This window comes from Pelagibius sp. (assembly GCF_028289705.1).
Taxonomy (GTDB): Bacteria; Pseudomonadota; Alphaproteobacteria; order Kiloniellales; family Kiloniellaceae; genus Pelagibius.
On sequence record NZ_JANQOI010000086.1, the window covers coordinates 1 to 26,809 of the forward strand.

Here is a 26,809-nt window from a genome sequence, read left to right on the forward strand (position 1 = left end):
GCTTGAGCATGTCCTTCCTCGTCGCTCCTAACCGCGGGCCAAATGCGCTCGGACCATGACGGCGAAATGAATGTCAACAGGCCCTAGTCGACAAGCGAAGAGCTGGCGGGCAGCTCGGTTCCCCAGTCACGCTGCCATTTGACCAGCACGCGGCGTGCCGTCTCCGGCGCCGTGCGGTCGTACATGCTGAGGATGGCGGCAATGCGATCGGGATCGCCGTCCGCATCGCCGCCGCGCAGATGGTCGGTAAGCAAAAAGATGGCACCGAAGAGCAGCTTGTCGACGCCCACCGCCCGGCAGGCGATGGCCAGATCCTCACCACCGCCACCGTAGACGACGCGCTGAAGCTGCGGGCTGCGCAGGTCCGTGAGTTCGCTGAACAGCAGCTCGAAGAGCGGCAGATTGCCCTTGCGCAGGGCCTTGACGATGGGATGGGCTGCCGTGCTTTCCTCGTTGCCGAGGGCTGCCGCCTGCACCGCCGCGGCGGTCTGCTCCAGGCTCGGCTCCTCCCCGCCCTCCCCAAGGCGCCCATTGGAGGCAGCAGCCTCGCTCCACTCACCCGGGGTCGTCGCAGCGCCGTTCCGCGCAGCGGCGGAGTCACTCTTTGCCGTGTCCGGTTCTTCGGCGCCTTGGTCGGCGCCGTTCTTGGCCTCGACGTCGATGACCGGCGACTCTGAGGTTTGTCCTTCCTCGGCACCCGGCCCCGGCAGCGGCGGGTTCAGCAGCAGCGGCGGCGGTGCGACCCGGGGCGGCCCCGCGGGCTGTTCATAGACCACCACCTGCCGTTCGCGGCGCCAGGCCCAGAGGATCAGCGTCAGCAGGAACATCAGACCGATGGCCGACATCATATAGAGCTGCCGCTCTTCGATTCGCGACACCGCCGGCGCGATCGAGGAAACCGGGTCACTCCGCGCTTCCGCCAACTGGGTCTCAAGCACCCGCGTCTCAGCCTCGCGAGCGTCCAGCGCGCCGCCGAGTTGATCCACCTGTGCCTGCAGCTCTGCGACCTGATCCTGGGCATCACCCAGTTCGCTCACCTGCGCCTGAAGCGTGGCAACTTGTTCCTCGGCCGCGTCCAGCGCGCTGACCTGCGCCTGCAGCGCGGCGACCTGCTGCTGAGCTTGGTCCAGCTCGCTCACTTGGTCCTGGAGTTCGGCCACCCGTGCCCGGGCCGCATCCAGCTCGCTCACCTGGGCCTGCAGTGCGGCAACCTGCTGTTGGGCCTCTTCCAGTTCGCTGACCTGGGTCTGCAACTCGGCAACCCGCGCCCGTGCCACATCCAACTCGCTGACCTGGGCCTGCAACTCGGTTACCCGCTGCTGCGCGGCGTCGAACTCGCCGACCTGAGCCTGCAGCGCGGCAACCTGCTCCTGGGCCGCATCCAACTCGACGACCTGGGCCTGCAGCGCGGCCACCTGGTCCTGCGCCGCGTCCAACTCGCTGACCTGGGCCTGCAGTGCGGCAACCTGTTCCTGCGCCGCGTCCAGCTCGCTGACCTGGGCCTGCAGTGCGGCAACCTGGTCCTGGGCCGCATCCAACTCGACGACCTGGGCCTGCAGCGCGGCCACCTGGTCCTGCGCCGCGTCCAACTCGCTGACCTGGGCCTGCAAGGCGGCGACCTGTTCCTGCGCCGCGTCCAACTCGAAGACCTGGGCCTGCAAGGCGGTGACCTGTTCCTGCGCCGCGTCCAGCTCGACGACCTGGGCCTGTAGCGCGGCGACCCGCGCCTGGGCTTCATCCAGTTCGCTGACCTGGGCCTGCAGTTCGGCAACGCGGGCCTGGGCGTCGTCGAGCTCGCTGACCTGCGCCCTCAGAATGGCAACCTCCCGTTCCGCCTCGTCCAGCGCCTCGACCCGTTCCTGCAAGGCCGCCACTTCCCGCTCGACCGGCTCAAGCTCGCTCACCCTGGCCGACAGCGCCGCGACCTGTTCCTCGGCGGCGCTCAGCGCGCGGTCGCGCTTGGCAAGTTCGGCTCTCGGGTCCGGCTGCTCGAGCGCCTCCTTCACCCTGGCAGCGAAGGCACGAAACTCCGCGGTCTCGGAGGGGCCGGGCCCCAGGTCCGGCTGCAGAAGCAGGGCCTGAAGCGGCAGCTGGTTGGTGACGGAACTCTGCAGCGCGCGCTGGGCCTCGAAGGCGGCGGCCTGCTCGACCAGGGCGGCCAGAGTCGGCCCGGCCGCGCTGGTTGCCGGGGCCGCCGGTTGGACCGCTGGCGGCGTGCGCGCCGCGAGCAGGCGATTGGCCGCCTGCTCCACGGAGTTGGGTTGCTGGCGCCGGCGAAGCTGGGACACCCGCAAGCTGGGATCCAACATCAGCCAGCCGCGCGTGACCGCAAATCCGTCGACCAAGGCGACGTAGCTAGACCAGTCACTGCGCAGGGTTTCGGCCGGAACCGCGCCGACGCGCTCGGCAAAGCCCTGACGCAGCGCGCGGACCTCCGTGAAGGTCCGCATCTGCCGCCGCGCCCAGTCATGGCGCCGCCCTGGGTCGCCCTCGGCGATGCGCCGCATGGAAAAGCTCAGATAGCTGTCTTTCAGGAAGAAGTAGCGGGCCAACTCGGGCCGGCTGGGCGCGCTGCCTGCCAGCGGACCGAGGGTGCCGGAGCGCCTGAGATGTTCGTCGAACCAGGGCCAGTCCTGCTGGTTGTTGATCTGCGACAAAGCCTGAATGAGCAACGGCAGCAGCAGGTCGCTCTGCAAGGTCTCGTTCTGCGCCCGCGTCCGCGCCGAGCGGATCAGGTTCGGCAGCCACGCCCCGTCGAGGTTCTTGTCCAGTTCGACCCGGTCTTCCGCCGTCTTCCAGGCGGAGCCTTCCGGCAGGTCGACGACCCGGAGGGCCCCCCGGCCCAGCAAGCCGGCCAACTGATCGGCAATGCCCAGGTAGTTTCCCTGCAGCCCGGTCCACTGCTCGCTGGCGAAGCTGTTGCGGTCCCGCTCGGCGATTTCGCCGTAGAAAGCGGCGAGGCCGCGAAGCTCGGCGATGGCCGCCCGCAGATCGCCGGCCCCCAGAGCATCGGCACGTTGCTGCGTCGACTGGGCGAAGGCCATGGAGGGCAGGGCAAGAGCGAGCAGGACGGCGAGCAGGCCCCCTGCCAAGGCACAACCGATCCGTGCCGCCGCGGCATTAGCAGACATCAGACAACGGCTCGATCGCGCCGACCCCATCGCACCTTGCACAGCCATCTTTTGACGGCAACTTTATCGGTTGTTCCCTCCGCTCGCCCCGGTCGGCGCCAGAATCCATCGCCGGGCGGGCCGCCTCATGCCCGCCAAACTATCGCATTTCCGCCGCTGCGGGTAGTGTCAGGGACGGGCGAAGCCGGATCAGCCGTCGCTTTCTATCGGCTGTTGAACGCCAAGGAAACTGCGCAACACAGCCGGTTCGGTCCGCGCCAGCAGCTCCGCAGTCGCACCCTCTGCGAGAACCCGGCCATCATGCAGAAAGGCGGTCCTGGCGGCGATGCGCAGCGCGTCCTGGGGGTTGTGGCTGACCAGGACCACCGTCAGCCCGTGCTCAATTCTCAGTTGATCGACGAGATCCAGCATGCCGAGGCGCAGGCCCGGGTCGAGAGCCGAGAAAGGCTCGTCCAACAGCAGCAGGGGCCGGCGCCGCACCAGGCTGCGGGCCAGGGCGACCCTTTGCCGCTGTCCGCCCGAGAGCTGCGCCGGCAGGCGCTGCTCGAGGCCCGCGAGCCCGACTCGCTGCAGCGCCTGGAGGACGGCATCGCGCTGGTCCGGGCGCAGGCGCAGGCCGGGATCGAGACCGAGACCGACATTCTGAAAGACCGTGAGGTGGGCGAAGAGGTTGTGCTCCTGAAACAGGCTGGTGACCGGGCGCTCGGCAGGGCTCAGCGCCGTCACCTCGCGGCCGTCGATGGCGATTCGTCCGGCAGTGGGCGTTTCGAATCCGGCGATCAGACTCAGCAGCGTGGATTTGCCCGCGCCGCTGGGCCCCAGCAACGCAAGGCATTCGCCGCGCGGGACGGTGAGGTCGAAGACCATGGTCATGTCTTCGTACTGAAAGCTCAGGTTCGAAACCTCAAGCACGGCCCTGCGCCCCATATCCCTGCGCCCCGTATCCCTGCGCCCCGTGTCGCGGCCACAGGCGGGCGCGCCCGAGGCCGTACTCGATGGTTAGGAACAGCAGCAGGCAGAGCAGCGACAGGACCGCCGCGATCACCGCTGCCTCAGCCATGCGGAACCCGCCCATGGCCTGATAGAGCAGCAGCGGCAGGGTGGTGAGATCCTGGCTGCCGAAGAGGGCGATGACCCCCAGATCCCCCAGGGACAGCGTCGCCGCCACCGCCAGCGCCAGGGCGACCGGGCGGCGCAGGTTGGGCCATTCGACGAGGCGCAGGCGGCTCCAGCCGGCGATGCCCAGGCTCTGGCAGAGCCGGTCGTGTTTTTGCGCTTCCTCCATCATCGGCCCTCCCAGGAAGCGCACCACGAAGGGCAGCGCCATCAGCGCGTTCACTAGGATCACCAGCGGCAGGCCCAGGGCGAAGACATCGGTGAAGGGGCGCAGCAGGACGAAAAGCCCGGTGGCCAGCACGAAGGGCGGCACCACCAGAATGAGCGAGGCGGAGAGCTCGAGCCGCGCGGCCGCCTGCGCGCGCAGCAGGCGGTGACGCAGAATCCTGCTGCTGACCAGCAGCGCGGCGCCCAGCAGCAGCGCCAGGCTGGCGGCGGAGAGTGCGATGATCAGCGACTGGCCGAGCGCCCGCCAGAGCCGCGGGTCTGTCAAAACCTCCGTCGCCTTTGGATTGAACCCGGCGACCGCCACCGCCGCCAGCGGCAGGACCACCAAGAACACAGCAAAGCCGATGACGGCGGCATCGCCGAGCCGTCCGGCCCAGCCGGCACGGTCCGGGCGTTCGTAGACCCGGCCCTCGGTCAGGGTCAGGCTTGCGGGCAGCGAGAGGCGCAGCAGCGCCAGGACGATGCCGCCGCAGAGCAGAAGCTGCACCAGCGCCAGGGCGACGGCGCGGCCGAGGTCGAAGTCGAAGCGCAGGGCCTGGTAGACGGCGACCTCCAGGGTCGTCGCCCGCGGCCCACCGCCGAGGGTCAGCACCACGGCAAAGGAGGTGAAGCAGAGCATGAAGACGAGGCCCGCCACCCCCGGCAGCACGCCGCGCATGGCCGGCCATTCGATGAGCCGGAAGATGTCGCGGGAGCGCAGACCGTACTGGCTGGCCACCCGCCAGCTTTCCGGCGGCACGCTCTCCAGGGCCTGCAAGAGCACCCGGGCGATGAAGGGCATGTTGAAGAAGCAGTGGCCGATGAGGATGCCGCCCAGGCCGTAGAGATAGTGGGTGCCGGAGAAGCCCATCAGTTCCAGGCCGTCGTTCAGCCAGCCGCGGCGGCCATGCACCGCGACGATGCCGAAGATGGCGACGATCACCGGCACCACCAGGGAGAGCGAAAAGAGCCGCAGCAGCAGGCCGCGTCCGGGAAACTGCCGCCGCGCCAAGGCACGGGCCAGCGGAATCGCCAGCCCCGCCGACAGCAGGGTGGAAAGAGCGGCCTGCCAGAGCGTGAACCAGGCCACCCGCCAGAGGTAGGCCTCCCCCAGGTTGTCGGCCAGGTTCAGGCTTCCGGCGGTGATCCCCAGCGCCGCCAGGGCGCCGCCTACCAGCAACAGCACCAGGCCCAGAGCGAGACTCGCCGGCAGCCACCAGGGCATGGTCCGTCTCGGCCTGTGCCGGGTCTATCGCAAACGGGTCAGCGGCTGACGGCCTGCAGCCATTCCTCGATCCAGGCCTTGCGGTTGTCGGCCACCTCTTGGGGGCGGAACAGCAGCGGGCGGGTGGGATCGACCAGCTTGTCGTAGTCCGCCGGCAGGCCCTCGGGCAGATCGATCACGGGATACATCCAGTTGCCGGTGGGAATCGCCTCTTGGAAGCCCGGACCGATCATGAAGGCGAGGAAGCGGCGGGCCAGTTCCGGCTCGCGCGCCGCCTTGGTCACCGCCGCCACCTCGACCTGCATGTAATGCCCCTCCTCGAAGGCGGCGGCCTGGTAGCGTTCGGTCTCCTCGGCGATCATGTGATAGGCCGGCGAGGTGGTGTAGCTCAGCACCAGCGGCGCCTCGCCCTCCAGGAACAGGCCATAGGCCTCGCTCCAGCCTTTGGTGGTGGTCACGGTCTTGCGCGCCAGCTTCTCCCAGGCCTCCGGCGCCCGCTCGCCGTAGACCGCCCGCACCCAGAGCATCAGCCCCAGGCCCGGAGTCGAGGTGCGGGGGTCCTGGACGATGATCTTCAGATCGTCCGGCGCCTCGACCAATTCCTTCAGGCTCGCCGGCGGCGCCTCCAGCGCCTCGGTGTCGTAGACGAAGGCGAAGTAGCCGTAGTCGAACGGCAGGAAGGTGTCGTCGGTCCAGTCGATGGGCAGCGTCAGCCCCTCGGTGGCGACCCCGTGGGGCGCCAGCAGGTCAGTCGCCGCCGCCTCGGCCATGAGGTTGAGGTCGAGCCCCAGGATGACGTCGGCCTTGCTGGAGGCGCCCTCCAGACGCAGGCGGCTCAGGATGCCGCCGGAGTGGTCGATGGCCACGAAGTCGAGCATACAGTCGCAGTCCGCCTCGAAAGCCTCCTTGATGCGCGGGCCCGGCCCCCAGTCGGAGGTGAAGGCGTTGTAGGTATAGACCGTCAGGCGCTTCTTCTCCTCGGCGGCCTCCGCCGGCGGGGACAGAACGGCCGCCAGCCCGAGGGCGAAGGCGGCGAGAGTCGTGAGGTGGCGCATGTCATCGCTCCATAACGCTATGGGGCGGCTGGTTTTGAGGTGGGGTCTTGGCTGGGGAGCCGTCCGCTCAAATCCCTCCGCCGGCATTACCCGGATCAGGTTCATCGGGTTGCCGGGCGGTCAGCCGCGCCGGTCTCTCAGCCCCTTATCGGGCACCCCGTTGAGTTCTACCTGAGACTAGGCTGCGCCTCCCGCCTTTGCAAGACCACGCTTGGCGCACTGGCCACGGCCGGCCTGTCGGTTGTATCCAGCCGACCAGCATCCATATTTCGATAAGCAGCGAAACATAGATCGGCGTTGCTGTGCTCTAACGGGGCCGCGAACAAATGGGAGCCCTGGCCATGATCACCTGCTTCATCCGCTACGAGATCGACCCTTTCAAGAAGGAACAGTTCGAGGCCTACGCCCGCACCTGGGGCCAGGCCATTCCGCGCTGCGGCGCCAACCTCATCGGCTACTTCGCCCCCCACGAGGGCTCCGCCACCACCGCTTACGGGGTCTACAGCATCGCCAGCCTGGCAGACTACGAGGCCTACCGCGCGCGGCTGCAGGCCGACCCCCTGGGCCAGGAGAACTATCGCTTCGCCCGCGAGGAGCGCTTCATCCGCCGCGAGGAGCGCATCTTCCTGCGCCTCGCCTCAGCCCCCCACGCCGAGCCGGGCTGAGTGGTCCTCACCCTTTTTCCGATCTGGCCCTTGCCCGGCGGACCGGCGGAGGGCATCTGGGGAGCAGCCGCGCCAGACGAGCCCGCTTCACCATGCCCGACGACCCGAACCCTACCGACCTGCCCCTGGGAGCCCCACTGCCCGGTTGGACAGCGCGCCCGCGCCCGCCGCGCAGCCCCATGGAGGGCCGGACCTGCCGCATCGAGCCGCTGGACCCCGCCGTCCACGGCGCCGACCTCTTCGAGGCTTATCGGGCGGACCGTCAGGGGCGGGTCTGGACCTACCTGCCCGCCGGGCCCTTCGCCACCATGGAGGACTTCCACGCCTGGCTGACCGAGACCTGCCTGGGCGACGACCCCTTCTTCCACGCGGTGATCGACCGGCAAAGCGGCAAGGCCCTGGGGGTCGCCAGCTACCTGCGCATCGAGCCGGCGGTGGGGGTGATCGAGGTGGGCTACATCACCTTCTCCCCCGCCCTGCAGCGCACGGTGATGTCCACCGAGGCCATGTATCTGATGATGCGCCGGGTCTTCGACGAGCTGGGCTATCGCCGCTATGAGTGGAAGTGCAACGCCCTCAATGCCCCCTCCTGCACCGCTGCCGAGCGCCTGGGCTTCACCTTCGAGGGCATCTTCCGCCAGGCCACCATCTCCAAGGGCCGCAACCGCGACACCGCCTGGTACTCCATCCTCGACAAGGAATGGCCCCGGGCCAATGCCGCCTTCGAAGCCTGGCTGGACCCGGCCAACTTCGACGCCGAGGGCCGGCAGATCAGATCGCTGGCGGCGATCCGGATGGCGCTGAACCCCTGAAGGTAGACGTGCCACCGGTGTTTCTTCGCGTTCCCGGTAAGCCACAGCAAATCAGAAGCTGTGGGAGCGTTTCACGGCATGACTTCTCGCAAGCGCGAACAACAGCATTCTCAACGATGTTGTGGGAATTACAACACTCTGTGCTTTGACAGATCGAGAGCCTTAATGCCTAAACGCCTCCAAGTGATTTCATCCAAAAGGTGCCTTCATCCAACCAGTTACGGTCTGCTTGAATGCCAATGTCTCAAGTTGATACGGTTGCTGGCGATCTTCAATCGCTGCGCGTATAGTGCAGTGCTATGCACTCATCTCCGATCCGAGTCGCCAGATGCCTGTCCCACTAGCAGATCTCAATAAGTTAGACTCAAACACATTTGAGCACATGGTCAATATGCTTGCCCTAAAGGTCCTGGGGTCCGGTCACACTGGGTTTGGGCCGGGCGCCGATGGTGGACGCGATGGATACTTCGAGGGAGATGCGCCTTACCCGAGTTCAACGGAAAGATGGTCCGGACGATGGTATATTCAATCCAAGTTCCGAAGCTCCTCAACAGGAGGCTCGCCTCAGAAGTGGTTGATCGCGAAGATCAAAGAAGAGATCGCGGAGTTCAAGAAGGAATCGACTGACCGACAATGGCCTGATGTTTGGATCTTCGCAACAAACATAGACCCTTCGGGAAAGCCAGAAACAGGCGCATTCGATCAGGCAAGAAAGCTGGTACGCGAAGCGCAGCCGAGGCTTGCGCATCGATTCGCAATTTGGGGGGGCCGCAAGATTTTGGATCTATTGGCTCTACATCCTGAGGTCGCGCAACACTATGGTGAATTCCTGACAGCCGGTGACGTGCTCTCACGACTTATGAGTGAGATGAAAGATAGCTATGCTGAGATAGAGAGCATTATTCGTTATCTCGTTGTCACCCAACTAGAGGAACAGCAGTACACAAAACTCGAGCAGGCCGGCTCAACCACAGACACGCGGCCCGGAATTCAAAAGCTCTTTACGGACCTTCCCTTCGTTGATTCAAGTAGTGGCGAGAGGGGAATGGCCGCAGCCAACCTCGCCAAGGCTAGTGCTCAACTGCATCGCGTTGACACCAGCACCGTCGCCGGCGACAGATGGCATACATGGAATGTCGCACCTCGACGAGCAAGGGTTTGGTTTGTGAAGGGCGGTCCAGGTAACGGGAAGTCAACGCTAACTCAATATATCTCCCAAATACAGCGCGCCAGCTTAGTCCGCACCGGAAAGGTGGCACGAGTAGGGCGTAGGCATCGCGAGATCGCTAAGGACGTATGTAAGCACGCGGAACAGGGCGGTCTGCTCCCACTAGCCGCCCGGATACCGGTAACGGTCGAGTTAAAAGAATTTGCGCAATGGTATAGTCGACGAACCGACGACGATTCGAAACGCCTAGTTGCCTTTGTCGCACACGACGTCTCGATCGGAATGGCGCAAGACGTTCCTGTTGGTAGATTGAGGCGAGCATTTGAGACATCAAGGTGGATGTTCGTATTCGATGGCTTGGACGAGGTTCCCGGTGACGTCAAAGATGTAGTCGCTTCTGAGGTTACACATTTCATAAATGACTTCTTAATTGATTGCAATTCTGACGCATTTGTTATTTGTACTTCTCGGCCGCAAGGATACTCAGGCCAATTCGCTGCACTTGAAGCATCACAGGTCACTCTTACGCGGTTGTCCCCAAATGAAGCTCTGACGTGTGCCGAACCATTGCTTCGTTTCGACAGATCAGAATCAGAGGCTAGAGTCTATATTGAGAGACTTTCCAAAGCTCTGAAGTCTCCCGTAATGCAGGAGATTATGACAACTCCTCTCCAAGCGCACATCATGGCCGTCGTTGTCAGAAACGGGGAGAAGCCTCCTGAGCGAAAGTGGCAGCTGTTTGAGAACTTTTATCAAACGATCAAGCGCAGAGAGGCAAATCGCGACTTGCCCAACCAAGCGATTGCGACACTACTTAGCGAAGAGGATCATCTACTCAGAGCACTTCATAATCGTCTTGGATTTTCCCTACATGAAAGAGCTGAGCTAAGCGCTAACGCGGTGACTTCGCTAACCCGAAGTGAGTTTCGTATTCTCGTACGTGAAGTCGTCGAATCGCTGAAAGAGCGTGACATCGAATCCCTCGTTCGGACCCTTGACGAGGCCACAACCCAGCGGCTCGTCTTGGTGAACACCCCGGAGTCCGGAGAGAAAATTCGCTTCGATATCCGACCGCTGCAGGAATTCTTCGCCTCTGAATATCTATGCGATGTTGATGATCCCCAAGAATTGGGAGAACGCCTTCGCGTCCTAGCTGCCGACTCACATTGGAGGGAAGTATTACACTTCTTGTTTAGTGGATTGGTAGAAAAAAGGCGCAATGCTGAACTGACCATTGGGGTATCGGCACTACGGGACCTCGACAACGGTAACGGGGATTCCCTCCTTCGTCCATTCTTCAGACGCCTTGCAGTTGGAGCAATAGTTGCCGCGCGACTTCTACAAGAAGGTGTTCTTGAGCAAGACAAGCGCGTCCGCGCCAAATTTCGGGATGTGATAGGATCACTTTTTGCGTGTCCAGAGATTCTGAATTTGGTTGAGGATTTTACTGCACCGTCATCCAAAGCTTGGTTTGAGGAGCTATTATTCTCCGCAATCAGCGAAAACTCGCATACTGAAAACATAGGGACTGTAATTCTCGCTACCCAAATTATTCCTGACGGCCATCCTCGGACAGATGAAATAACTTCGTTTGTCGTCAATTCTCCCAAACCCTACCAGTCATTCTTCTTTTCAATCCAAGAAGATCGCACTTACAGATATCGACATGTAAGCACAAAAAACAAAACTGAAATAAAAGAACCTTGGAAGTGGTTTGTCACTTGTGCGCTGAAGGTTCTTATCGATCCACATTGGCTCGAGCTGAGCCCTGCCGGTCTTCGTGGCGCTCTCTTTGTTCTCGAAAAAGGACAGAAACATTTAGATGAAGTAGTAAGCAGCATTGGCATTGACCAAGATACCTCTGAAATATTACGAAAATTTATCGGTATCGGCAGAAGGACCCATCGCTTGAATGCCGAACATGAAGTTCATTCTGGTGTTCTTACAGTACGACACTATGACCTTGAGAAGGATGTCGAATGGAATCAAATTCTTGACAAAGTTATGCTGAGGTTTGAATTCACTACCGGTATACTTCGCGCAATATATCTGGCAACCAAGGTATTGCGCACAAAAGAACGGCGAGATGAAAGAGCTCTGCAGGAATTTCTTGGTGAGAGTCCGTACATTCTAAGAATCCTGTCTATTAGATTGTCATCATACTTTTGTTTTTCCCAACAGCCGCAATCAGCAGAGATTAAACTTAATAGGGGAAAGCCGTTTCTGAAAAACGTACTCATTCGAGAGAGAGTGCCAGATGGAGATGATTGGTCAATGGTGCTCTTAGAGTACCCAGGTGTGGCATTGAGTGTTATCGCGGGAGACCTTGGTGTTCTCAATTCATATGAGAATCTTGAAAGATATATCTCATCCAATGATTCTTCGATTAAGCTTAGCGCATTTACCGGGGAGGTCATTCTTCAGAAACCTGGAGCATGGAGTTTTCTTTTTAATCTTCCAGAGATCGGAGATCGTTTCCGAAAAGAGACAATTGAAGCCGCGATGAACGGCAGGAAAATTCCTTACGATATTCCAGCATTAGAAATTCGCCCATTTGATGTTGTTTTTCCAGGAGATATGCCACTTTTACCATATCTGATTGTAGTCTTTACGTACTGGGCAAATGCGCGAGGTCGACAAAGGGTGATCGGAGAAGAAAAACGTTCGAGCGTTAATCTTATCAGATCGCGTATGAGGGATTTTAAGATAAAGATTGACGATGTGAGAAAGTTCCGATTATCTAAAGACATACCAATCGGCCAACGGGCGGCGGCTAACGTTTTCTATCTTGCTACGAGATTAGAGAAGGATAGTGCGTCAGATAAGGATTTTTCGGAGATTCCACAATTCTATTGCCCGACGGAGTCAGCTTGGTATCCCTATGCGATTGCAACGTTGCTAAGAGAATCTGTGGCGGAGAATTTCTATCCGTCGCTTGCAGCGGTAGCATCACTTCTTGAGCTCTCAAAGACAGATTTGGAGGCAAGAACTGCTTTGAGCGAAGTGTTTTCGGATTGGAGGCAAGTGGCGCGTGCGCCAGTTTATAACTCAGAGCAGCACATGTGGATTCGAGAATAACTAAATGTGTCGCGTGGCGTGATCTGAGTGTTAACTCAAGGGTCATTTTGATGTCTGCTTTCCCAGCGCGGCTTGACGAACCGAGGTCCCCGAGGACGCTGGTCTCTCAGAGGCCAGCAAGCGGTGGTAAACGCTTCCATCTGGCGCTATCCGCGCATAGGCAATGTCATCCCGGACCGAACCTTCAATACAGTTCGGCCGCGGAGTCATGCAGCGAAGCGATCAACCAGCAGGCTGCGGTTGACGGCTCATGGAGGCCAGAGCCGACGTTCGGCTTGACCGGGGTACCGATGGAGATGAGCAGCAGTACCCACACCTTGGAGAGGCTGGCTAGGGTATAGAAGGTCTTGGCGTCGTTGATCTTCGCCTCCTTCTCCGACCCCTCGGGCAGCTTTTCACCGAGGACCTCCATGAACCAGCCGCGCAGCGCTTGCCCATGCGCCCTTGCCCAGACCCCCGGCGTGCCCATCGACAAATGACCCCTGCCCGGCTATAAGGCGCGCCGTTGTGGCGGGGTGTGCGGCTTTGGCCGGCCCCCGCGGAACTCTCGATTTCGAGCATGACCGACCTGACCGAAGCCGTCGCGCGGCGGCGCACCTTTGCCATCATCTCCCACCCCGACGCGGGCAAGACCACGCTGACGGAAAAGCTGCTGCTGTTCGGCGGGGCGATCCAGATGGCCGGCGCGGTCAAGGCCCGCGGCGAGCAGCGGCGTGCCCATTCCGACTGGATGAGGGTGGAGCGCGAGCGCGGCATCTCCGTCGCCTCCTCGGTGATGACCTACGACTACGCCGGCAAGACCTTCAACCTGCTGGACACGCCGGGCCACGAGGACTTCTCCGAAGACACCTACCGCACCCTGACCGCGGTCGACTCCGCCGTCATGGTGCTCGACGCCGCCAAGGGCATCGAGGCCCAGACCCTGAAGCTCTTCGAGGTTTGTCGTCTCAGGGACATGCCCATCATCACCTTCGTCAACAAGCTGGACCGGGAGGGCCGCGATCCCTTCGAGCTGATCGACGAGGTGGAACAGCGCCTCGCCCTCGACGTGGTGCCCGCCTCCTGGCCCATCGGCATGGGCCGCTCCTTCCTCGGCTGCTACGACCTGCTGCGCGACCGCCTGCTGCTGGTGGAGCGCAGCCGCGACAAGAAGGGCGCCGAAGGGGAGTCCTGCTCCGGCCTCGACGATCCCAAGCTGGACGCCATGCTGCCGGCCGATGCCGTGGCCAAGCTGCGCGAGGAGGTGGAGATGGTCCGCGGGCTCTGCCCGGAGTTCGACATGAAGGCCTACCGCGAAGGCACCATGACGCCGGTCTACTTCGGCTCGGCGCTCAACAACTTCGGGGTCCGCGAGTTGCTGCAGGGGGTGGCGGACATGGCCCCTGCCCCCCGCTCCCAGCCCGCGGTGAACCGTGAGGTGGAGCCGACGGAAAACAAGATCAGCGGCTTCGTGTTCAAGATTCAGGCGAACATGGACCCCAACCACCGCGACCGCATCGCCTTCCTGCGGCTCTGCTCCGGCCACTTCAAGCGCGGGGTCAAGCTGAAGCATTCGCGCAGCGGCAAGACTATCAACGTGCACAACCCCGTGCTCTTCCTGGCCCGCGACCGCGAGCTGGCGGAGGAGGCCTGGCCCGGCGACATCATCGGCATCCCCAACCACGGCAACCTGGGCATCGGCGATGCGCTCACCGAGGGCGAGGAGTTGAAGTTCACCGGCATCCCCTCCTTCGCCCCGGAATACCTGCAGACCGTGCGCCCGATCGATCCGATGCGGGCCAAGCACCTGGGCCGGGCGCTGCAGCAGTTGGCCGAGGAAGGCGCGGCGCGGGTCTTCAAACCCACCATCGGCGCCGACTGGATCGTCGGCGTCGTCGGGCCGCTGCAGTTCGACGTCCTGGCCGACCGCATCCGCACCGAATACGAGATCCCCGTGCGCTTCGAGCCCACCACGCTGCACACCGCACGCTGGGTCGAAGCCGACGATCCGCAGAAACTGAAGCGCTTCACGGACTCGAACCAGGGTGCCACCGGCACCGACCATACCGGCGCGCCGGTGTTCCTGGCGCGCAACGCCTGGCACCTGGACCGCGCCGCCGAAGACCACCCCGATCTGCGCTTCCTCAAGACGAAAGAGCAGATCTGATGGAGGCCCGGCCTTGAGCGATTGGCAGGCCGACGGACGCCTGCCGGCCGAGCTGTGGATCAAGGCGCACCTGCGGCGCTGTTTCGCCGAGGGCATGCCCGCCACGGTCATTCACCGCGGTGAAAAGAACAGCGGCACCCTGATCCTGAAGATCAACCAACTGGAGGCCGGCTGCCGGGTGCTGAACCAGACCCGCGACCTCGACGGCGCGCTGGCCTGGATCGCCGCCCTGGACGGCGCGCTGGTGGAAGAGAGCGCCGCCGATGCCTACATTGAGCGGGCCGTGAGCCGCGACCCCGACGTCTGGGTCGTGGAAATCGAAGACCGCGACGGCCGCCACCCCTTCGAGGGCAAAATCCTCTAAACCCGCAGTCCGGGAGCCATCCGCCATGTCCAACCGCTCCATCACCCTGACCGACGCCCTCTACGACTATCTGCTGGCCAACTCCCTGCGCGAGCCGGAGGTCATGCGCCGGCTGCGGGAGGAAACCGCGAAGGTCCCCGGCGCGATGATGCAGATCGCCCCGGAACAGGGCCAGTTCATGGCGCTTCTGGTGCGCCTGATGGGTGCCAGGCGCTGCATCGAGGTGGGCACCTTCACCGGCTACAGCGCCCTGGCTGTCGCCCTCGTCCTGCCGGAGGACGGCCGCATCGTCGCCTGCGACGTGAACGAAGAAACGACCGCGGTGGGGCGCCGCTACTGGCAGGAGGCCGGGGTCGCCGACAGGATCGACCTGCGGCTCGCCCCGGCGGCCGAGACCCTGCAGCAGATGGTCGACGCGGGAGAGCGCCAGAGCTACGACTTCGTCTTCATCGACGCCGACAAGACCAACTACGACAGCTATTACGAGCTTTCCCTGGAGCTATTGCGACCCGGCGGCCTCATTGTCGTCGACAACGTGCTCTGGGGCGGCGCGGTGGCCGACCGGACCAAAGATGATGCGGACACCCGCGCGATTCGCGCCCTCAACGAAAAAGTGGCAAGTGACAAACGGGTGAATTGTTCGCTGCTGCCCGTCGGCGACGGTCTAATGCTTGCAATTAAACAAAATTGTCAAGGTTCGTAATCAAACGTTATGCAATGGCGTTAACGATCACTTAAGTGAAAGTTAAGCCCATCTTCATTCGCGCGTGAAAAACTTGTCACATCGGCGAAGAGGGTTTCGCTGAACGGCAATTGAAGATGAGGCCAACCATGTGGAAGATCTTAGCGCTCAGTGCGGGACTCGCTCTCGTCAGCACTAGCGGCGCCGCGGCGCAGCCTCAGTGCGATCAGCGTGACTCGGTACTGAAAATCCTTCAGCAGAAGTACAAGGAATCTCCTGTCGCGCTGGGCGTGACGCACAATGGCGGACTGGTCGAGGTGCTGAGCACCGGCAATGGTACGACCTGGTCCATCATCGTCACCACCCCGCAGGGCATGAGCTGCCTGGTTGCGGCCGGCGAAGGCTGGCGCGCGATGGAGCAGGTTGCCGCCGATCCGGAGGCCTAAGTCAGGTTCTCAGGAAACTGGGCCAGGAAACTGGGCATTGTATTTGAGGTCGGTGCTCTCAGGATCCTGACTTGAACGCAGGGTGTATGACCCGGTCGCCGGGTTTGATGGAGAGACGCGATGACGTCCCTGCGTTCAGCTCCAAAACCGCGCTGACGGCTTGTCCGGAAGCGATCGCCTGCAACGACTGGGGTACGCTGCGCTCGTGAATGCGCACAATGACGCCGCCCTGGTCGATGAAGAGCATGTCCAGCGGAATGAACGTGTTCTTCATCCACATCGCACGCTCTCTGGACCCTTCGAATAAGAACAGCATGCCCGCCGTCGCCGCCATGCTGCGCCTGAACATCAGGCCCTGAGCGCGCTGCTCGGGTGAGACCGCAAGCTCAACCTCGAAAATGTGCCGATCACCCGCCGCAGTTTCGATGGCGATCTCGTCCTTGTCGAAGGTGACGAGGCGGCCGGACGACTGGGCCTGCGCCTGCCCCGGCACTACGACGGCAAGGACTGCGGCGAACAGAAGGGCCAGGAGCGAAGGTCTGCGCATGGACCGAAGCTTTAGCCCCAGGCGGATCGCCAAACAAGAGACATAAATCGCCCGGGCTCCGCTCAAGCGGCCATCACCGCTTCGGCGATCGCCCGCACCTCCTCGCGCAGCGGCCCCTCGCGCGGCGGGTCCGCCAGGGTGGTGAACCAGGTCTCCGGCGGGTTGCGGCCCTGACGGTGCCGCCAAGACAGACCGCGCAGGACGGCCTCGGCCTCGGGCGGCAGGCGCTCGGGGATCTCCAGACCATTGAGCGTCGCCCAGACCCCGGCCCAGGCGCGGCCCACGGACCAGGGATTGTAGCCCCCGCCCCCCAGAACCAGCAGCCTCGGCGCGCAGTCGCGCACCGCCGACACCACCCGCCAGAGCGCCCGGTTGGAGAGCGACAGTTTGCTCATGGGGTCGTCCGCCAGGCCGTCGACCCCGCATTGCAGCACCAGGGCCTGCGGCGCGAAGCCGTCGATCAGCGGCAGGACAGCCTGGTCCATGAGAAAGGCCAGTTCGCTGTCATTGAAGCCGGGCGGCACCGGCAGGTTGCGGGCAAAGCCGCCGGCGCGGTCGGCGACGCTGCCCGGCACGATCCGATTCTCCGACGCAGCCGGAGTCATCGGCCAGCGCATGTCCTCGTGGATCGAGAGGGTCAGGACCCTGGGGTCGTCGTGAAAGGCGGCCTGCACGCCGTCGCCGTGGTGCGCGTCGACATCCAGGTAGACGATCCGGGAGAGCCCGGCATCGAGCATGGCGAGGATGCCGAGGACCGGATCGTTGAAATAGCAGAAACCGCTGGCGTGGTCCGGGCGCCCGTGATGGGTGCCGCCGGCAGGGCTGTGGACGATGCCCGCTTGCGCAAGCAACTGCCCCGCCAGGATCGAAGCGCCGCAGGCCGTCGCCGGACGGCGAAAGACCTCCGGATAGATGGGGTTGCCGTTGCGGCCGATGTTGAAACGTTTCTGCTCGTCCTCGCTCAGGCGTAGCTGGCGCTCGGCCTTCTGAACCGCGGCGATGTAAGCGGGCGCGTGGAAGCGCGCCAGCGCCTGCGGTGTCGCCAGAGGGCTGTCGATGTAGGCTTCGTCCGGCAGCCACTGCAGTGCGCGGCAGAGGTCGATACAGGTGGAAACCCTTGGAATCGCGAGGGGATGGCGGCCGCCATAGGTCGAGCGGCGGTAGATTTCGCTGCCGATGAAGCGTGGCCGCGGTGGATCGCTGTCTCTGCTCAAGCAGACTCCCAAAGGCTTGCATCCGAAGGTCCGGCAGCCCAAGGATTGATCGATCTCCGGGCCTATGGCAAGCGGCGGAAGGCGGAGCCCGAGCCCCGCCAGCGGTTGCACTGGGCCCCGGCGGCGGCTAGCTTCGCTGGTCACGGGGCCGGTCCGCCGGCGGGGGGCGAGGAGCAGCCATGAGTATCAAGTCCATTCTGGTTCATCTCTCCGATGACGAGAACCACGAAGCACGGCTGAAGACCGCGATCCTGATCGCCGCGCAGCACGGCGCCCTGGTCAATGCACTGTTCATCGCCAATCCCATCAGCATGCCCGGCCAGATCACCGGGCGCGGCGCTTCCGCCGCCTATCTGGCCGCCGCCCTGGAGACGGCGAAGACGACTGCGGAAAGCCTGGCCGAGGAGTTCAAGTCCGCGTGTCAGAAGGAAGGACTGGACTGGAACTGGATCGGCGAGGAAGGCGATCACATCGCGCTCCTGGAGCGCCACTCCCATGCCGCGGACCTGATCCTGGTGAGCCGCATCGAGGCCGAACACCTGGAAGACCACTTCCTGCTGAACATGGCCGAGCAGTTGATCATGAAGGCCGGCATTCCGGTGCTGCTGCTGCCCCTGGACTATAAGCCCGCCGCGCCGGGCAAGAGGATCCTGGTGGCCTGGAAAGGCACCCGCGAAGCGGTGCGCGCGGTGCGCAATGCCCTGCCCTTCCTGAAGTCGGCAGAGCAGGTCATTGTGCTGACCATCGGCGCCACCGCCGAGGACGCCCTCTCGGAGACCGAGGTGGTCCAGTACCTGGCCCGCCACGGCGTGACGGCCGAGGCACGCAACGCCGAAGAAGGCAAGGAAGACGTCGGCGAGGCGCTGCTGTCCTACGCGGCGGCCCACGACTGCGACATGATGGTGATGGGCGCCTACGGGCACTCGCGCCTCAGGGAGATGCTGATCGGCGGCGTCACCCGGCACGTGGTGGGGAACACCGAAATCCCGGTCCTGATGGCCCACTAAAGAAGGCTAATGCGGCGGCGGCCGACCGCTTCCTACGGCAGCCGTGCCAGGCGGCTTCGGATCAATTCGTAGAAACCTTCGGCGTCGATCTGGTTGATCACGTGGCAGTTGGCCGGGCGGTCGGTCACCCCCCACCAGTCGACCACGGTCATGCCCATGGTGAGATCGGACCGGGTTTCGATCGCCACGTTGCAGTCCCGGCCCCGGAACAGTTCCGGCTGCAGCAGGTAGGCGATCACGCAGGGATCGTGAAGCGGTCCCCCCGCCTCCCCATACTTCTCCATGTCGAAGCGCTCGTAGAAATCCAGCATCGCCGCGGCGGCCTGCCCGGTGGCGCTGCCCAGCGCCCGCAGGGAATCGATCCAGGCTCTGGTCATCAGCGCTTTATGTGTCACGTCAAGCGGATGCATCGTCATCTTGACACCAGACGTGAAGACCACATGGGCGGCATGGGGATCGACGTAGATGTTGAACTCCGCCGTCGGCGTGACGTTGCCGACCTCGAAGTAGGCGCCGCCCATCATCACGATCTCGGCGATCCGGGGGACGATGTCCGGGGCCTTGACCATCGCGGTGGCGATGTTGGTCAGGGGGCCAAGGGTGCAGAGGGTGATGCTGCCCGCGGGCGCGGCGCGCAGCGTATCGACGATCCAGTCGACGGCATGGCCCTCCTGCAGGGGCATGGTGGGGGCCGGCAGTTCGGGGCCGTCGAGACCCGTCTTCCCATGGACCTCTTCCGCCGTCACCAGGGAGCGGACCAGCGGCCGCGCGCAGCCGGCGAAGACTTTCGTTTCCGGCCGTCCCGCCAACTCACAGATCTTGCGCGCGTTGGCCTCGGTGAGAGCCAGCGGTACGTTGCCGGCGACGGCGGTGAGGCCGAGCACTTGGAACTCCTCTGACGCCAGCGCCAGCAGGATGGCGATGGCGTCGTCCTGGCCGGGGTCAGTGTCGATGATGATGGATCTGGGGGCCATGGGTTCCCTCCCCGAGAACGGACTCGATTCGGCAGTGGACCTCGGCGTGGCGCAGCCGGCGCGCCCACGCGATGCTCTGGTTTGCGGCGCCTTAGAAGAAGATGCCCTAGAAGAAGATGAACGTCACGATCACGAAGAGCGGCATCAGGATCAGGCAGGACCAGACCATGTAGCCGAAGAAACTGGGCATGGCGATGCCCCGCTCTTCGGCGATGGCGCGGACCATGAAGTTGGGTGCGTTGCCGATGTAGGTGTTGGCGCCCATGAAGACGGCGCCGGCGGAGATCGCCAGCAGCGTGTTGTTCATGGGTCCCATCAAAGCCTGGGGGTCGCCGCCGGCGGTGTTGAAGAACACGAGATAGGTGGGCGCGTTGTCCAGGAAACTGGAGAGGATGCCCGTCGCCCAGAAGTACATCGGATTGACCGGCTCCCCGCCCGGGCCGCTCACCGACTCGATGATGATGGCCAGCGCGCCGTCGGTCCCGGCCTTCAGGATGGCGATGGCCGGCACGATGGTCACGAAGATGCCGGCGAAGAGCTTGGCCACCTCGACAATGGGAAACCAGCTGAAGCCGTTGGCCTTGCGGCTTTCGGAATCGGTCAGCTTGAGGGACAGCAGCGCGATTCCGATCAGCAACAGATCGCGCGTGACGTTCTGCAGTTCGACCGTGACATGGAAAATGTCGACACTGATGCCCGGCCGCCAGATCCCGCTCATCAGCACCGAGGCCACGACGCCGCCCAGCAGCAGGATGTTGACCGTGCCCTCGAGGCCCAGTTTTTCCGCCTCTTCACCCTCAGGCTGGGGAGCCGCCGAGAGATCTTCCTTGCGGAAGAGATAGCTGTCGAAAGCATAGAAGATCAGCAGCAGCGGAATCGCCACCACCAGCATCGGCACGAACATCTCGGTGGTCGGCCAGAAGAACTCGACCCCCTTCAGGAATCCGAGGAACAGCGGCGGGTCGCCCAGCGGCGTCAGGGAGCCGCCGATGTTGGCCACGAGGAAGATGAAGAAGACGATGATGTGGACGCGGTGGCGGCGCCACTCGTTGGCGCGGATGATGGGCCGGATCAACAGCATCGCCGCACCGGTGGTGCCCATCCAGCTTGCGATTACCGTGCCGATCAGGAGGATCAGGGTGTTGACCGCCGGGGTGCCCCTCAGAGTGCCCTTCAGCCGCACGCCCCCGGCGACGGTGAAGAGCGACAGCAGCAAGATGATGAAGGGAATGTACTCAAGGAGCGCGACGTGCAGCAGCTCGAAGAGCGCCAGTTCCCAGCCGAACAGCAGCGTGAAGGGGGCCAAAAAAGCGACCGCCCAGAAGGCCGAGATCTTGCCGAAGTTGTGGTGCCAGAAGGTCGGCGCGACCAGAGGAAAGACGGCGATCGACAGCAGGATCCCGACGAAAGGCAGCACCCAGATGGGGCCGAGATCGGCACCCTCCAGATGCGGCGCCCCCGCTGCCGCGGCACCTGCCGAACTGTAGGAGAGTCCCCAGACCAGGACGGCGAACAGACAGCCGAAGGCGATCCGAGCCACGGCAAACAAGCGATCTGACAAGCGAGCCCCCAGCAATCTTTCTTCTTGTCTTGGAAAGACCGATTATCGTTTGGTCATCCGATCGGAAGCCGCCGCCGACTCCCTTCCCAGAAGCTTGGCAGTATGCCGGAACCCCCGGGGCAGGCCAAGGTTCATCTCCCTTGGACGGCGCGACCTTTCTGCGATGCTGCGCCGCAGCACGGGTGCGGCGGCGGGATGTCGAACTGCCCCGGATGGAGGGTTGCTTCACCCTGCCACCTCTCTATTATTCCTGGCCAACTGCAACGCATACGTAGCAGAGAACCAAAAGCGCAATTGCTTGGACCAAAGGGAGGAAATCCAATGAAATCCATTGCCAAGTCAGGCAAGACCCGGGGTCTTGCCAGCTTGCTGCTGGCCGGGGCCGCCACAGGCATGCTGGCAACCGGCGCCGCGGCAGCAGAGTGCGAGCCCCTAACCCTCGGCTCGGCAATCTCGCTTACCGGCAAATATGCCACCAACGGCGTGCATGCCAAGAACGGCTATGAGTTCGCCATCCAGAAGATCAAGGAAAACGGCGGCATCCAGGTCGGCGACAAGTGCTACGACTTCAACGTCATCTATTACGATGACGAGTCGAAGGGCGACCGCGGCGCCACCCTGGCCGAGCGCCTGATCAACCAGGACGGCGTGCAATACATGCTCGGCCCGTACTCCTCCGGCCTGACCAAGGCGATTGCGCCAGTCACCGAGAAGTATCAGATCCCCATGGTGGAAGCGGAAGGCGCCTCGCGCTCGCTCTTCAACAAGGGCTACAAATACCTCTTCGCAGTGCTCTCGACTTCGGAGCAATATCTGGCCTCGGCCATTACGCTCGCGGCCCAGGTCGCCGAGAAGAACGGCAAGAGCCCAGCGGACATAAAGGTCGCGGTGGCGGTCGAGAACGATCCCTTCTCGCTCGATATCCGTGCCGGCGTGCTCGACGACGCGGCGAAGTACGACATGAAGGTCGTGATCGACGAGAAGCTGCCGCGAGACCTGTCGGACATGAGCGCAATCCTGACCAAGGTCAAGCTGGTCAAGCCCGACGTGCTGATCGTCTCCGGTCACTCCAAGGGCGCGGCGACGGCCGTGCGGCAGATCGGCGAGCAGAGTATCGCCGTGCCAATGATCGCGGTCACCCACTGCGAGGCCGCCGACGTCACCGGCAATTTCGGCAAGGCCGCCAACGACATTCTCTGCTCGACGCAGTGGGCCGAAACGTTGTCCTATGAGGATCCCATCTTCGGCACTGCCGCAAACTATGAGCAGGAGTTCAAGGCTGCCTACCCCGAATATAAGAACAAGAAAGTGCCGTATCAGACCGCTCAGGCCTCGGCTGCGGTTTATGTGTTCAAGGATGCCTTCGAGCGCGCAGGCTCACTTGACAAGGAGAAGGTGCGCGACGCCATTGCCGCGACCGATCTGATGACCTTCTATGGCGCCATCAAGTTCTCTGAGGCCGGCAACAACATCGCGAAACCGATGGTGCTGCGCCAGATTCAGAACGGCGACTATAACGTGGTGGCACCGGCCGAGTTCGCGTCGCACGATCTGAACTGGCCGCGCAAGCCGCAGTAGGCGCTCAACAAGTGGCGACGCCCCGATCAAGCGGTCGGGGCGTCCCTTGTTGTGCGATATTGAGCCATGAACGGCGAAAAGCGCCTCGGCGCTGTCGACGCCGCCTCTTTACTTATGCGGGTTGGACCTTGGGCGCTGCGACACGACTCGGCCAAGACAACGTCCAGACTCGCGACCGTTTGTAAAACCCCGGGGGGACGTCCGGCGCATGGACCAGATCATCGGTAACTTCCAGCTGCTGCTGGACTACCCCATCGTGAACCTCAAGATCATCATCGACGGGGTCATGATCGGCGCGCTCTTCGCGCTGGCGGCCTATGGCCTGGCGCTGGTTTGGGGCGTCATGAACGTCAAGAACCTGGCCCAGGGCGACTTCGTCATCGCCGGCGGATACATCGCCTGGTGGCTCGCACAGCACGGTGTCCACCCCTTCATCGGCGTCGTCGCCGCCTTCGTTGTCATGTGGGGAATCGGCTGGGTCGCCTACAAGCTGGTCATCTCGCGGGTCATCGAGCGCGACCTCTTCACCTCGCTCCTGGCCACCTTCGGCCTCGCCATCATGATGGCGCAGATCATGAACCTGCTGTTCGGCTCCGACACGCAAAGCGTCCAACTCGACTATGCGACCTATCATTTCGCCGACGGATTAATCGACGTGCCCGCCGCGAAGCTGATGGGCGTGATCATGGCCATGTCGCTGGCAGTGGGCGTCATAATCTTCATGAAGCGCAGCCGCATGGGCCAGGCGATCCGCGCAACCTCCCAGGACAGGCGCGCGGCAAGGGTCATGGGCATCGACACGGAGCGGGTCTACTCCTTCACCTTCTCGCTCAACTCCGCGATCTGTGGCGCGGCGGGGGCGATCATCGTCATGGCCTGGGTCATCCAACCCTTCTACGGCATCACCTACTCCGTGCGGGCCTTCGTGATCGTCACCGCCGCCGGCCTCGGCAACCTGCCGGGCGTGATCGCGGCCGGGTTCGGCATCGGCGCGCTCGAGCAGTATGGCAGCCACATCCTCGGCATCGGCTATCAGCAGGCCGTGGCGGTGCTGCTTCTCCTGCTGGTGCTCCTGGTTCGCTTGATGCAGCAGCGCCGCCAGCGCCAGGTTCTTCGATAGGGAGGGGCCGGCCATGATCATCCCAAAACCGGTCCTCTATATCGGGCTGCTGGCGCTGACGGTGGCGGCGCCCTTCCTGTTTCCGGCCTACATGACCCAGCTGGCGACTCTCTGGCTGATGATCATCGTGGCGATGACCTGGGACATGACCGGCGGCCAGATGGGCTACAACTCGCTCGGCAACATCTTCTTCTACGGCACCGGCATGTATGTCGCGGCCGTGATCACCATCGGCATGGTCTACGATGTCCGTGAATATACCGACGCGGCGGGCGGCGGCATCTTCGCGTTCACGGAGGGTCAATACTTCACCGGCCTGGTGCTCGGCAGCATCGGGGCCGGGCTGTTCTGCGCGCTCTGCGCCCTGGCGGTCGGCTGGCTGACCTTCGGTCTGCGGGGCCCCTACTTCGCCATCGGCACGCTCGGCGTCGCCATTGCCGCGGGCGAGCTGGTCTCGAACTGGGAGTGGATCGGCGCCGGACAGGGCATTTCCATGCCGAACTACCCCGGCGAATTCGACGAGTTCAAATTACTCATCTACTTCGTCTTCGCCGGCGTGGGCGTGCTCCTGTTCATCTTCCTGAACTGGCTCTACACGACGCGCTTCCGCTCGGCGATCAATGCCATCCGGGACGATGAGGACAAGGCGGAGGCGATGGGCCTTCGCACGCTGAGATACAAGCTCGTCTCCTGGTCGATGGCGGCCTTCTTCGTCGGCGTCGCGGGCGGTGTCTCGGCTTTCCAGCTTATTCATTTCGAGCCCCTGGAGACTGCCTATCAGACGATCAACCTCGGCATCTTCATGGTCGTCTGCGTGCTCTTGGGCGGCAAAGGCACGCTTTGGGGGCCGATCATCGGCGCGGTGATGTTCCACGTCATCAAGGAGGTGACCTGGAACTACTTCCTCGGCTGGCAGTGGGTCGCGCTCGGCGCGATCATCATCGTCACCGTGGTGTACTTTCAGGATGGTTTGTTGGGCTGGCTCCGACTTAAGAAACCGGAGTGGTTCGGCATCCGCGTCACGAAGAAGGACGAAGTCGTCACGGGGCCGGCGGAATGAGCGCGATCATCGAAGTGAAGAAGGTCTCGAAATCCTTCGGCGGCGTGAAGGCCAACACCGACATCTCCCTCACGGTGCAGGAGGGTGGGATTACCGGGCTGATCGGCCCGAACGGCTCCGGCAAGACGACGCTTTTCAATTCGATCGTCGGCTATCACCCGATCGACGGAGGCTCCATCAAGTTCCGGGGCCGCGAGATCTCGAAGATGCTGGTGCCCGAGATCGCCCGCCTCGGCCTGCTGCGCACCTTTCAGCAGACGCGCATCTACGCAAAGATGAACTGCGTCGAGAACATGCTGATCTCCCTGCCGCACCGCAAGGCCGGCTTCTTCGATATGTTCAGACGGCACGACACGGAGGAGCAGGAGCGTGCCGAAGCCCTGCTCGACTTCGTCGGCCTCTATGAAAAACGGTATCTGCGCAGCGGCGACCTTTCCTTCGGCCAGCAGAAGCTTCTGGAGTTCGCCATGGCGCTGATGAACGAGCCGGACGTCCTCCTGCTCGACGAGCCCACCGCGGGCATCAACCCGACCCTGATCAACGGCCTGATCGACCGTTTGAAGCGCGCCAACAGCGACTTCGGCATCACCTTGCTGGTCATCGAGCACAACATGCGCGTCATCATGAATATGGCCGACACGGTCTACTGCCTGGCCCATGGCGAGTTGCTCGCATCCGGTACACCGGAGGAGGTGCAAAACGACCAGGACGTCATCGACGCTTATCTGGGGGCACACTGATGGCAGAGCCGCGCAAGCCGGGCCGCACCAGCGGCTATCACATGGGCCAGGTCGACACGGTCATCTCGGTGGAGGAGGTGACCAAGCAGGTCGAGGCCATGCGCAGCGACATAGCCGTCGACACCCTGGACGCGCTCGCCAACAACGACCCTTTTGTCGAGATCGAGTCGCTGCGCGCCGGCTATGGCAAGATGGAGATCCTGCACGGCATCAACTTGAAGGTCGGGCGCGGCCAGTCCCTCTGCATGATCGGGCCCAACGGTGCCGGGAAGTCCACCGTGCTGCACGCGATCTTCGGCTTTAACAACATCTTCTCCGGCCGTATCCGCATCGGAGACGGCCCGGACAAGCAGGACATCACCAAGCTGTCGCCGGAGAACAAGCTGAAGAGCGCCGGCGTCGCCTACATCCTGCAGGACAAGTCGGTCTTCCCTGGCATGACGGTGGAGGAGAACCTCTGGATGGGCGGCTATCTGAAGGACAGCCCGGCCGAGGCCAAGGCCGCGGCCGAGGAGGTCTTCGACAAGTACCCGCGCCTCGCCGCCCGCCGAAAGCACCAGGCCAAGGTGCTCTCCGGTGGCGAGCGCCGCCTGTTGGAGATTTCCCGCGCTCTGGTCATGAAACCGGAGGTGCTTCTGGTCGACGAACCCTCCATCGGCCTGGAACCGCGCTTCATCGACACGGTCTTCGAGATCCTCCACGATCTGCAGAAGGTCGAGGGCAAGACCATCATCATGGTCGAGCAGAACGCCAAGAAGGGCCTGGAGTTCGCCGATATCGGCTATGTCCTGGTCTCCGGCGAACTGGCCATGGCCAACGCGGGCGACCGTCTGCTGGAAGATCCGGAGGTCGGCCGCCTCTTCCTCGGCGGCTAGGAAAAAGACGGCGCAAACCCGCAAGGGGGGCGAACGCG

At 63.1% G+C, this 26,809-nt stretch carries 22 protein-coding genes and 1 riboswitch; of the genes, 13 read left to right on the forward strand and 9 right to left on the reverse strand.

Going from position 1 to position 26,809, the window contains the following annotated elements; all coding sequences use genetic code 11:
• Nucleotides 1-83 precede the first annotated feature (83 nt).
• The 4 genes from Q0996_RS10295 to thiB form a co-directional block, all read right to left on the reverse strand.
• Nucleotides 84-3,131, reverse strand: coding sequence for a hypothetical protein (locus Q0996_RS10295; protein WP_299618633.1), 3,048 nt, complete (start codon nt 3,129-3,131; stop codon nt 84-86).
• A gap of 189 nt (nt 3,132-3,320) precedes the next feature.
• The gene (gene thiQ, locus Q0996_RS10300) at nt 3,321-4,043 is read right to left on the reverse strand and encodes a thiamine ABC transporter ATP-binding protein (protein WP_299618636.1); all 723 of its coding nucleotides are present in this window, start codon (nt 4,041-4,043) and stop codon (nt 3,321-3,323) included.
• Entirely contained in the window at nt 4,036-5,679 is a 1,644-nt protein-coding gene (thiP, locus tag Q0996_RS10305) for a thiamine/thiamine pyrophosphate ABC transporter permease (RefSeq protein WP_299618639.1), read from the reverse strand. Before thiP ends, thiQ begins: the two co-directional genes overlap by 8 nt.
• Nucleotides 5,680-5,717: 38 nt before the next feature.
• The gene (gene thiB / locus Q0996_RS10310; protein ID WP_299618642.1) at nt 5,718-6,734 is read right to left on the reverse strand and encodes a thiamine ABC transporter substrate binding subunit; all 1,017 of its coding nucleotides are present in this window, start codon (nt 6,732-6,734) and stop codon (nt 5,718-5,720) included.
• Between the two features lie 54 nt (nt 6,735-6,788).
• Nucleotides 6,789-6,904, reverse strand: a riboswitch (TPP riboswitch).
• Between the two features lie 171 nt (nt 6,905-7,075).
• Between thiB and Q0996_RS10315 the strand changes: the two genes are divergently transcribed.
• The 3 genes from Q0996_RS10315 (at nt 7,076) to Q0996_RS10325 (ending at nt 12,457) form a co-directional block, all read left to right on the forward strand.
• Nucleotides 7,076-7,399, forward strand: a complete 324-nt coding sequence (locus Q0996_RS10315; RefSeq protein ID WP_299618645.1) for an NIPSNAP family protein — start codon at nt 7,076-7,078, stop codon at nt 7,397-7,399.
• A gap of 92 nt (nt 7,400-7,491) precedes the next feature.
• On the forward strand, nt 7,492-8,211 hold the full coding sequence (locus tag Q0996_RS10320) for a GNAT family N-acetyltransferase (RefSeq protein ID WP_299618648.1): 720 nt from the start codon (nt 7,492-7,494) through the stop codon (nt 8,209-8,211).
• A 574-nt stretch (nt 8,212-8,785) separates the two neighbouring features.
• Nucleotides 8,786-12,457 carry an NACHT domain-containing NTPase gene (locus tag Q0996_RS10325; RefSeq protein WP_299618651.1) on the forward strand — a complete coding sequence of 1,224 codons (3,672 nt, stop codon included), beginning with the start codon at nt 8,786-8,788 and terminating at the stop codon, nt 12,455-12,457.
• 184 nt (nt 12,458-12,641) lie between these two features.
• On the opposite strand, the gene Q0996_RS10330 is transcribed toward Q0996_RS10325, so the two are convergent.
• On the reverse strand, nt 12,642-12,926 hold the full coding sequence (locus tag Q0996_RS10330) for a hypothetical protein (RefSeq protein ID WP_299618653.1): 285 nt from the start codon (nt 12,924-12,926) through the stop codon (nt 12,642-12,644).
• Between the two features lie 90 nt (nt 12,927-13,016).
• On the opposite strand from Q0996_RS10330, the gene Q0996_RS10335 reads away from it, so the two are divergent.
• The 4 genes from Q0996_RS10335 to Q0996_RS10350 all read left to right on the forward strand — a co-directional run bounded on the left by Q0996_RS10335 (nt 13,017) and on the right by Q0996_RS10350 (nt 16,095).
• On the forward strand, nt 13,017-14,603 hold the full coding sequence (locus tag Q0996_RS10335) for a peptide chain release factor 3 (protein WP_299618655.1): 1,587 nt from the start codon (nt 13,017-13,019) through the stop codon (nt 14,601-14,603).
• A 13-nt stretch (nt 14,604-14,616) separates the two neighbouring features.
• The gene (locus Q0996_RS10340) at nt 14,617-14,967 is read left to right on the forward strand and encodes a DUF1491 family protein (RefSeq protein WP_299618657.1); all 351 of its coding nucleotides are present in this window, start codon (nt 14,617-14,619) and stop codon (nt 14,965-14,967) included.
• Nucleotides 14,968-14,992: 25 nt separating this feature from the next.
• Entirely contained in the window at nt 14,993-15,670 is a 678-nt protein-coding gene (locus tag Q0996_RS10345) for a class I SAM-dependent methyltransferase (RefSeq protein WP_299618660.1), read from the forward strand.
• 128 nt (nt 15,671-15,798) lie between these two features.
• A complete protein-coding gene (locus Q0996_RS10350; protein ID WP_299618662.1) occupies nt 15,799-16,095 on the forward strand; it encodes a hypothetical protein in 297 nt (98 codons plus the stop codon).
• Between the two features lie 58 nt (nt 16,096-16,153).
• Here the strand turns inward: Q0996_RS10350 and Q0996_RS10355 are convergent, their stop codons facing one another.
• Complete coding sequence (locus Q0996_RS10355; RefSeq protein WP_299618665.1) at nt 16,154-16,642, reverse strand: DUF192 domain-containing protein; 489 nt, start codon at nt 16,640-16,642, stop codon at nt 16,154-16,156.
• A gap of 62 nt (nt 16,643-16,704) precedes the next feature.
• Nucleotides 16,705-17,856 (reverse strand): acetoin utilization protein AcuC, encoded by a 1,152-nt coding sequence (locus Q0996_RS10360; RefSeq protein ID WP_299618668.1) that lies wholly within the window; start codon nt 17,854-17,856, stop codon nt 16,705-16,707.
• Nucleotides 17,857-18,035: 179 nt separating this feature from the next.
• Between Q0996_RS10360 and Q0996_RS10365 the strand changes: the two genes are divergently transcribed.
• A complete protein-coding gene (locus Q0996_RS10365) occupies nt 18,036-18,863 on the forward strand; it encodes a universal stress protein (RefSeq protein WP_299618671.1) in 828 nt (275 codons plus the stop codon).
• 32 nt (nt 18,864-18,895) lie between these two features.
• Here Q0996_RS10365 and Q0996_RS10370 read toward each other — a convergent pair whose 3' ends face one another.
• Together Q0996_RS10370 and Q0996_RS10375 are read right to left on the reverse strand one after the other, a co-directional pair.
• Entirely contained in the window at nt 18,896-19,837 is a 942-nt protein-coding gene (locus Q0996_RS10370; RefSeq protein WP_299618674.1) for a nucleoside hydrolase, read from the reverse strand.
• Nucleotides 19,838-19,943: 106 nt separating this feature from the next.
• A complete protein-coding gene (locus tag Q0996_RS10375; protein WP_299618677.1) occupies nt 19,944-21,398 on the reverse strand; it encodes a sodium:proton antiporter in 1,455 nt (484 codons plus the stop codon).
• A gap of 321 nt (nt 21,399-21,719) precedes the next feature.
• Here Q0996_RS10375 and Q0996_RS10380 point away from each other — a divergent pair, with 321 nt between their 5' ends.
• From Q0996_RS10380 to Q0996_RS10400, 5 genes are all read left to right on the forward strand, one after another.
• Complete coding sequence (locus Q0996_RS10380; protein ID WP_299618680.1) at nt 21,720-22,976, forward strand: amino acid ABC transporter substrate-binding protein; 1,257 nt, start codon at nt 21,720-21,722, stop codon at nt 22,974-22,976.
• 208 nt (nt 22,977-23,184) lie between these two features.
• A complete protein-coding gene (locus Q0996_RS10385; RefSeq protein WP_299618683.1) occupies nt 23,185-24,096 on the forward strand; it encodes a branched-chain amino acid ABC transporter permease in 912 nt (303 codons plus the stop codon).
• 13 nt (nt 24,097-24,109) lie between these two features.
• Complete coding sequence (locus Q0996_RS10390; protein ID WP_299618686.1) at nt 24,110-25,156, forward strand: branched-chain amino acid ABC transporter permease; 1,047 nt, start codon at nt 24,110-24,112, stop codon at nt 25,154-25,156.
• Nucleotides 25,153-25,896, forward strand: a complete 744-nt coding sequence (locus Q0996_RS10395; RefSeq protein WP_299618689.1) for an ABC transporter ATP-binding protein — start codon at nt 25,153-25,155, stop codon at nt 25,894-25,896. The genes Q0996_RS10390 and Q0996_RS10395 overlap by 4 nt, the downstream gene beginning before the upstream one ends.
• Complete coding sequence (locus Q0996_RS10400) at nt 25,896-26,771, forward strand: ABC transporter ATP-binding protein (RefSeq protein ID WP_299618692.1); 876 nt, start codon at nt 25,896-25,898, stop codon at nt 26,769-26,771. The genes Q0996_RS10395 and Q0996_RS10400 overlap by 1 nt, the downstream gene beginning before the upstream one ends.
• Nucleotides 26,772-26,809 lie beyond the last annotated feature (38 nt).

What these genes read in the sequence shown, in the direction of transcription:
- Q0996_RS10295 (WP_299618633.1), bottom strand. Translation starts at nt 3,131, where the DNA reads ATGTCTGCTAATGCCGCGGCGGCACGGATCGGTTGTGCCTTGGCAGGG.
- thiP (WP_299618639.1), bottom strand. Translation starts at nt 5,679, where the DNA reads ATGCCCTGGTGGCTGCCGGCGAGTCTCGCTCTGGGCCTGGTGCTGTTG.
- thiB (WP_299618642.1), bottom strand. Translation starts at nt 6,734, where the DNA reads ATGCGCCACCTCACGACTCTCGCCGCCTTCGCCCTCGGGCTGGCGGCC.
- Q0996_RS10315 (WP_299618645.1), top strand. Translation starts at nt 7,076, where the DNA reads ATGATCACCTGCTTCATCCGCTACGAGATCGACCCTTTCAAGAAGGAA.
- Q0996_RS10320 (WP_299618648.1), top strand. Translation starts at nt 7,492, where the DNA reads ATGCCCGACGACCCGAACCCTACCGACCTGCCCCTGGGAGCCCCACTG.
- Q0996_RS10330 (WP_299618653.1), bottom strand. Translation starts at nt 12,926, where the DNA reads ATGGGCACGCCGGGGGTCTGGGCAAGGGCGCATGGGCAAGCGCTGCGC.
- Q0996_RS10335 (WP_299618655.1), top strand. Translation starts at nt 13,017, where the DNA reads ATGACCGACCTGACCGAAGCCGTCGCGCGGCGGCGCACCTTTGCCATC.
- Q0996_RS10345 (WP_299618660.1), top strand. Translation starts at nt 14,993, where the DNA reads ATGTCCAACCGCTCCATCACCCTGACCGACGCCCTCTACGACTATCTG.
- Q0996_RS10350 (WP_299618662.1), top strand. Translation starts at nt 15,799, where the DNA reads ATGTGGAAGATCTTAGCGCTCAGTGCGGGACTCGCTCTCGTCAGCACT.
- Q0996_RS10355 (WP_299618665.1), bottom strand. Translation starts at nt 16,642, where the DNA reads ATGCGCAGACCTTCGCTCCTGGCCCTTCTGTTCGCCGCAGTCCTTGCC.
- Q0996_RS10365 (WP_299618671.1), top strand. Translation starts at nt 18,036, where the DNA reads ATGAGTATCAAGTCCATTCTGGTTCATCTCTCCGATGACGAGAACCAC.
- Q0996_RS10370 (WP_299618674.1), bottom strand. Translation starts at nt 19,837, where the DNA reads ATGGCCCCCAGATCCATCATCATCGACACTGACCCCGGCCAGGACGAC.
- Q0996_RS10380 (WP_299618680.1), top strand. Translation starts at nt 21,720, where the DNA reads ATGAAATCCATTGCCAAGTCAGGCAAGACCCGGGGTCTTGCCAGCTTG.
- Q0996_RS10385 (WP_299618683.1), top strand. Translation starts at nt 23,185, where the DNA reads ATGGACCAGATCATCGGTAACTTCCAGCTGCTGCTGGACTACCCCATC.
- Q0996_RS10390 (WP_299618686.1), top strand. Translation starts at nt 24,110, where the DNA reads ATGATCATCCCAAAACCGGTCCTCTATATCGGGCTGCTGGCGCTGACG.
- Q0996_RS10395 (WP_299618689.1), top strand. Translation starts at nt 25,153, where the DNA reads ATGAGCGCGATCATCGAAGTGAAGAAGGTCTCGAAATCCTTCGGCGGC.
- Q0996_RS10400 (WP_299618692.1), top strand. Translation starts at nt 25,896, where the DNA reads ATGGCAGAGCCGCGCAAGCCGGGCCGCACCAGCGGCTATCACATGGGC.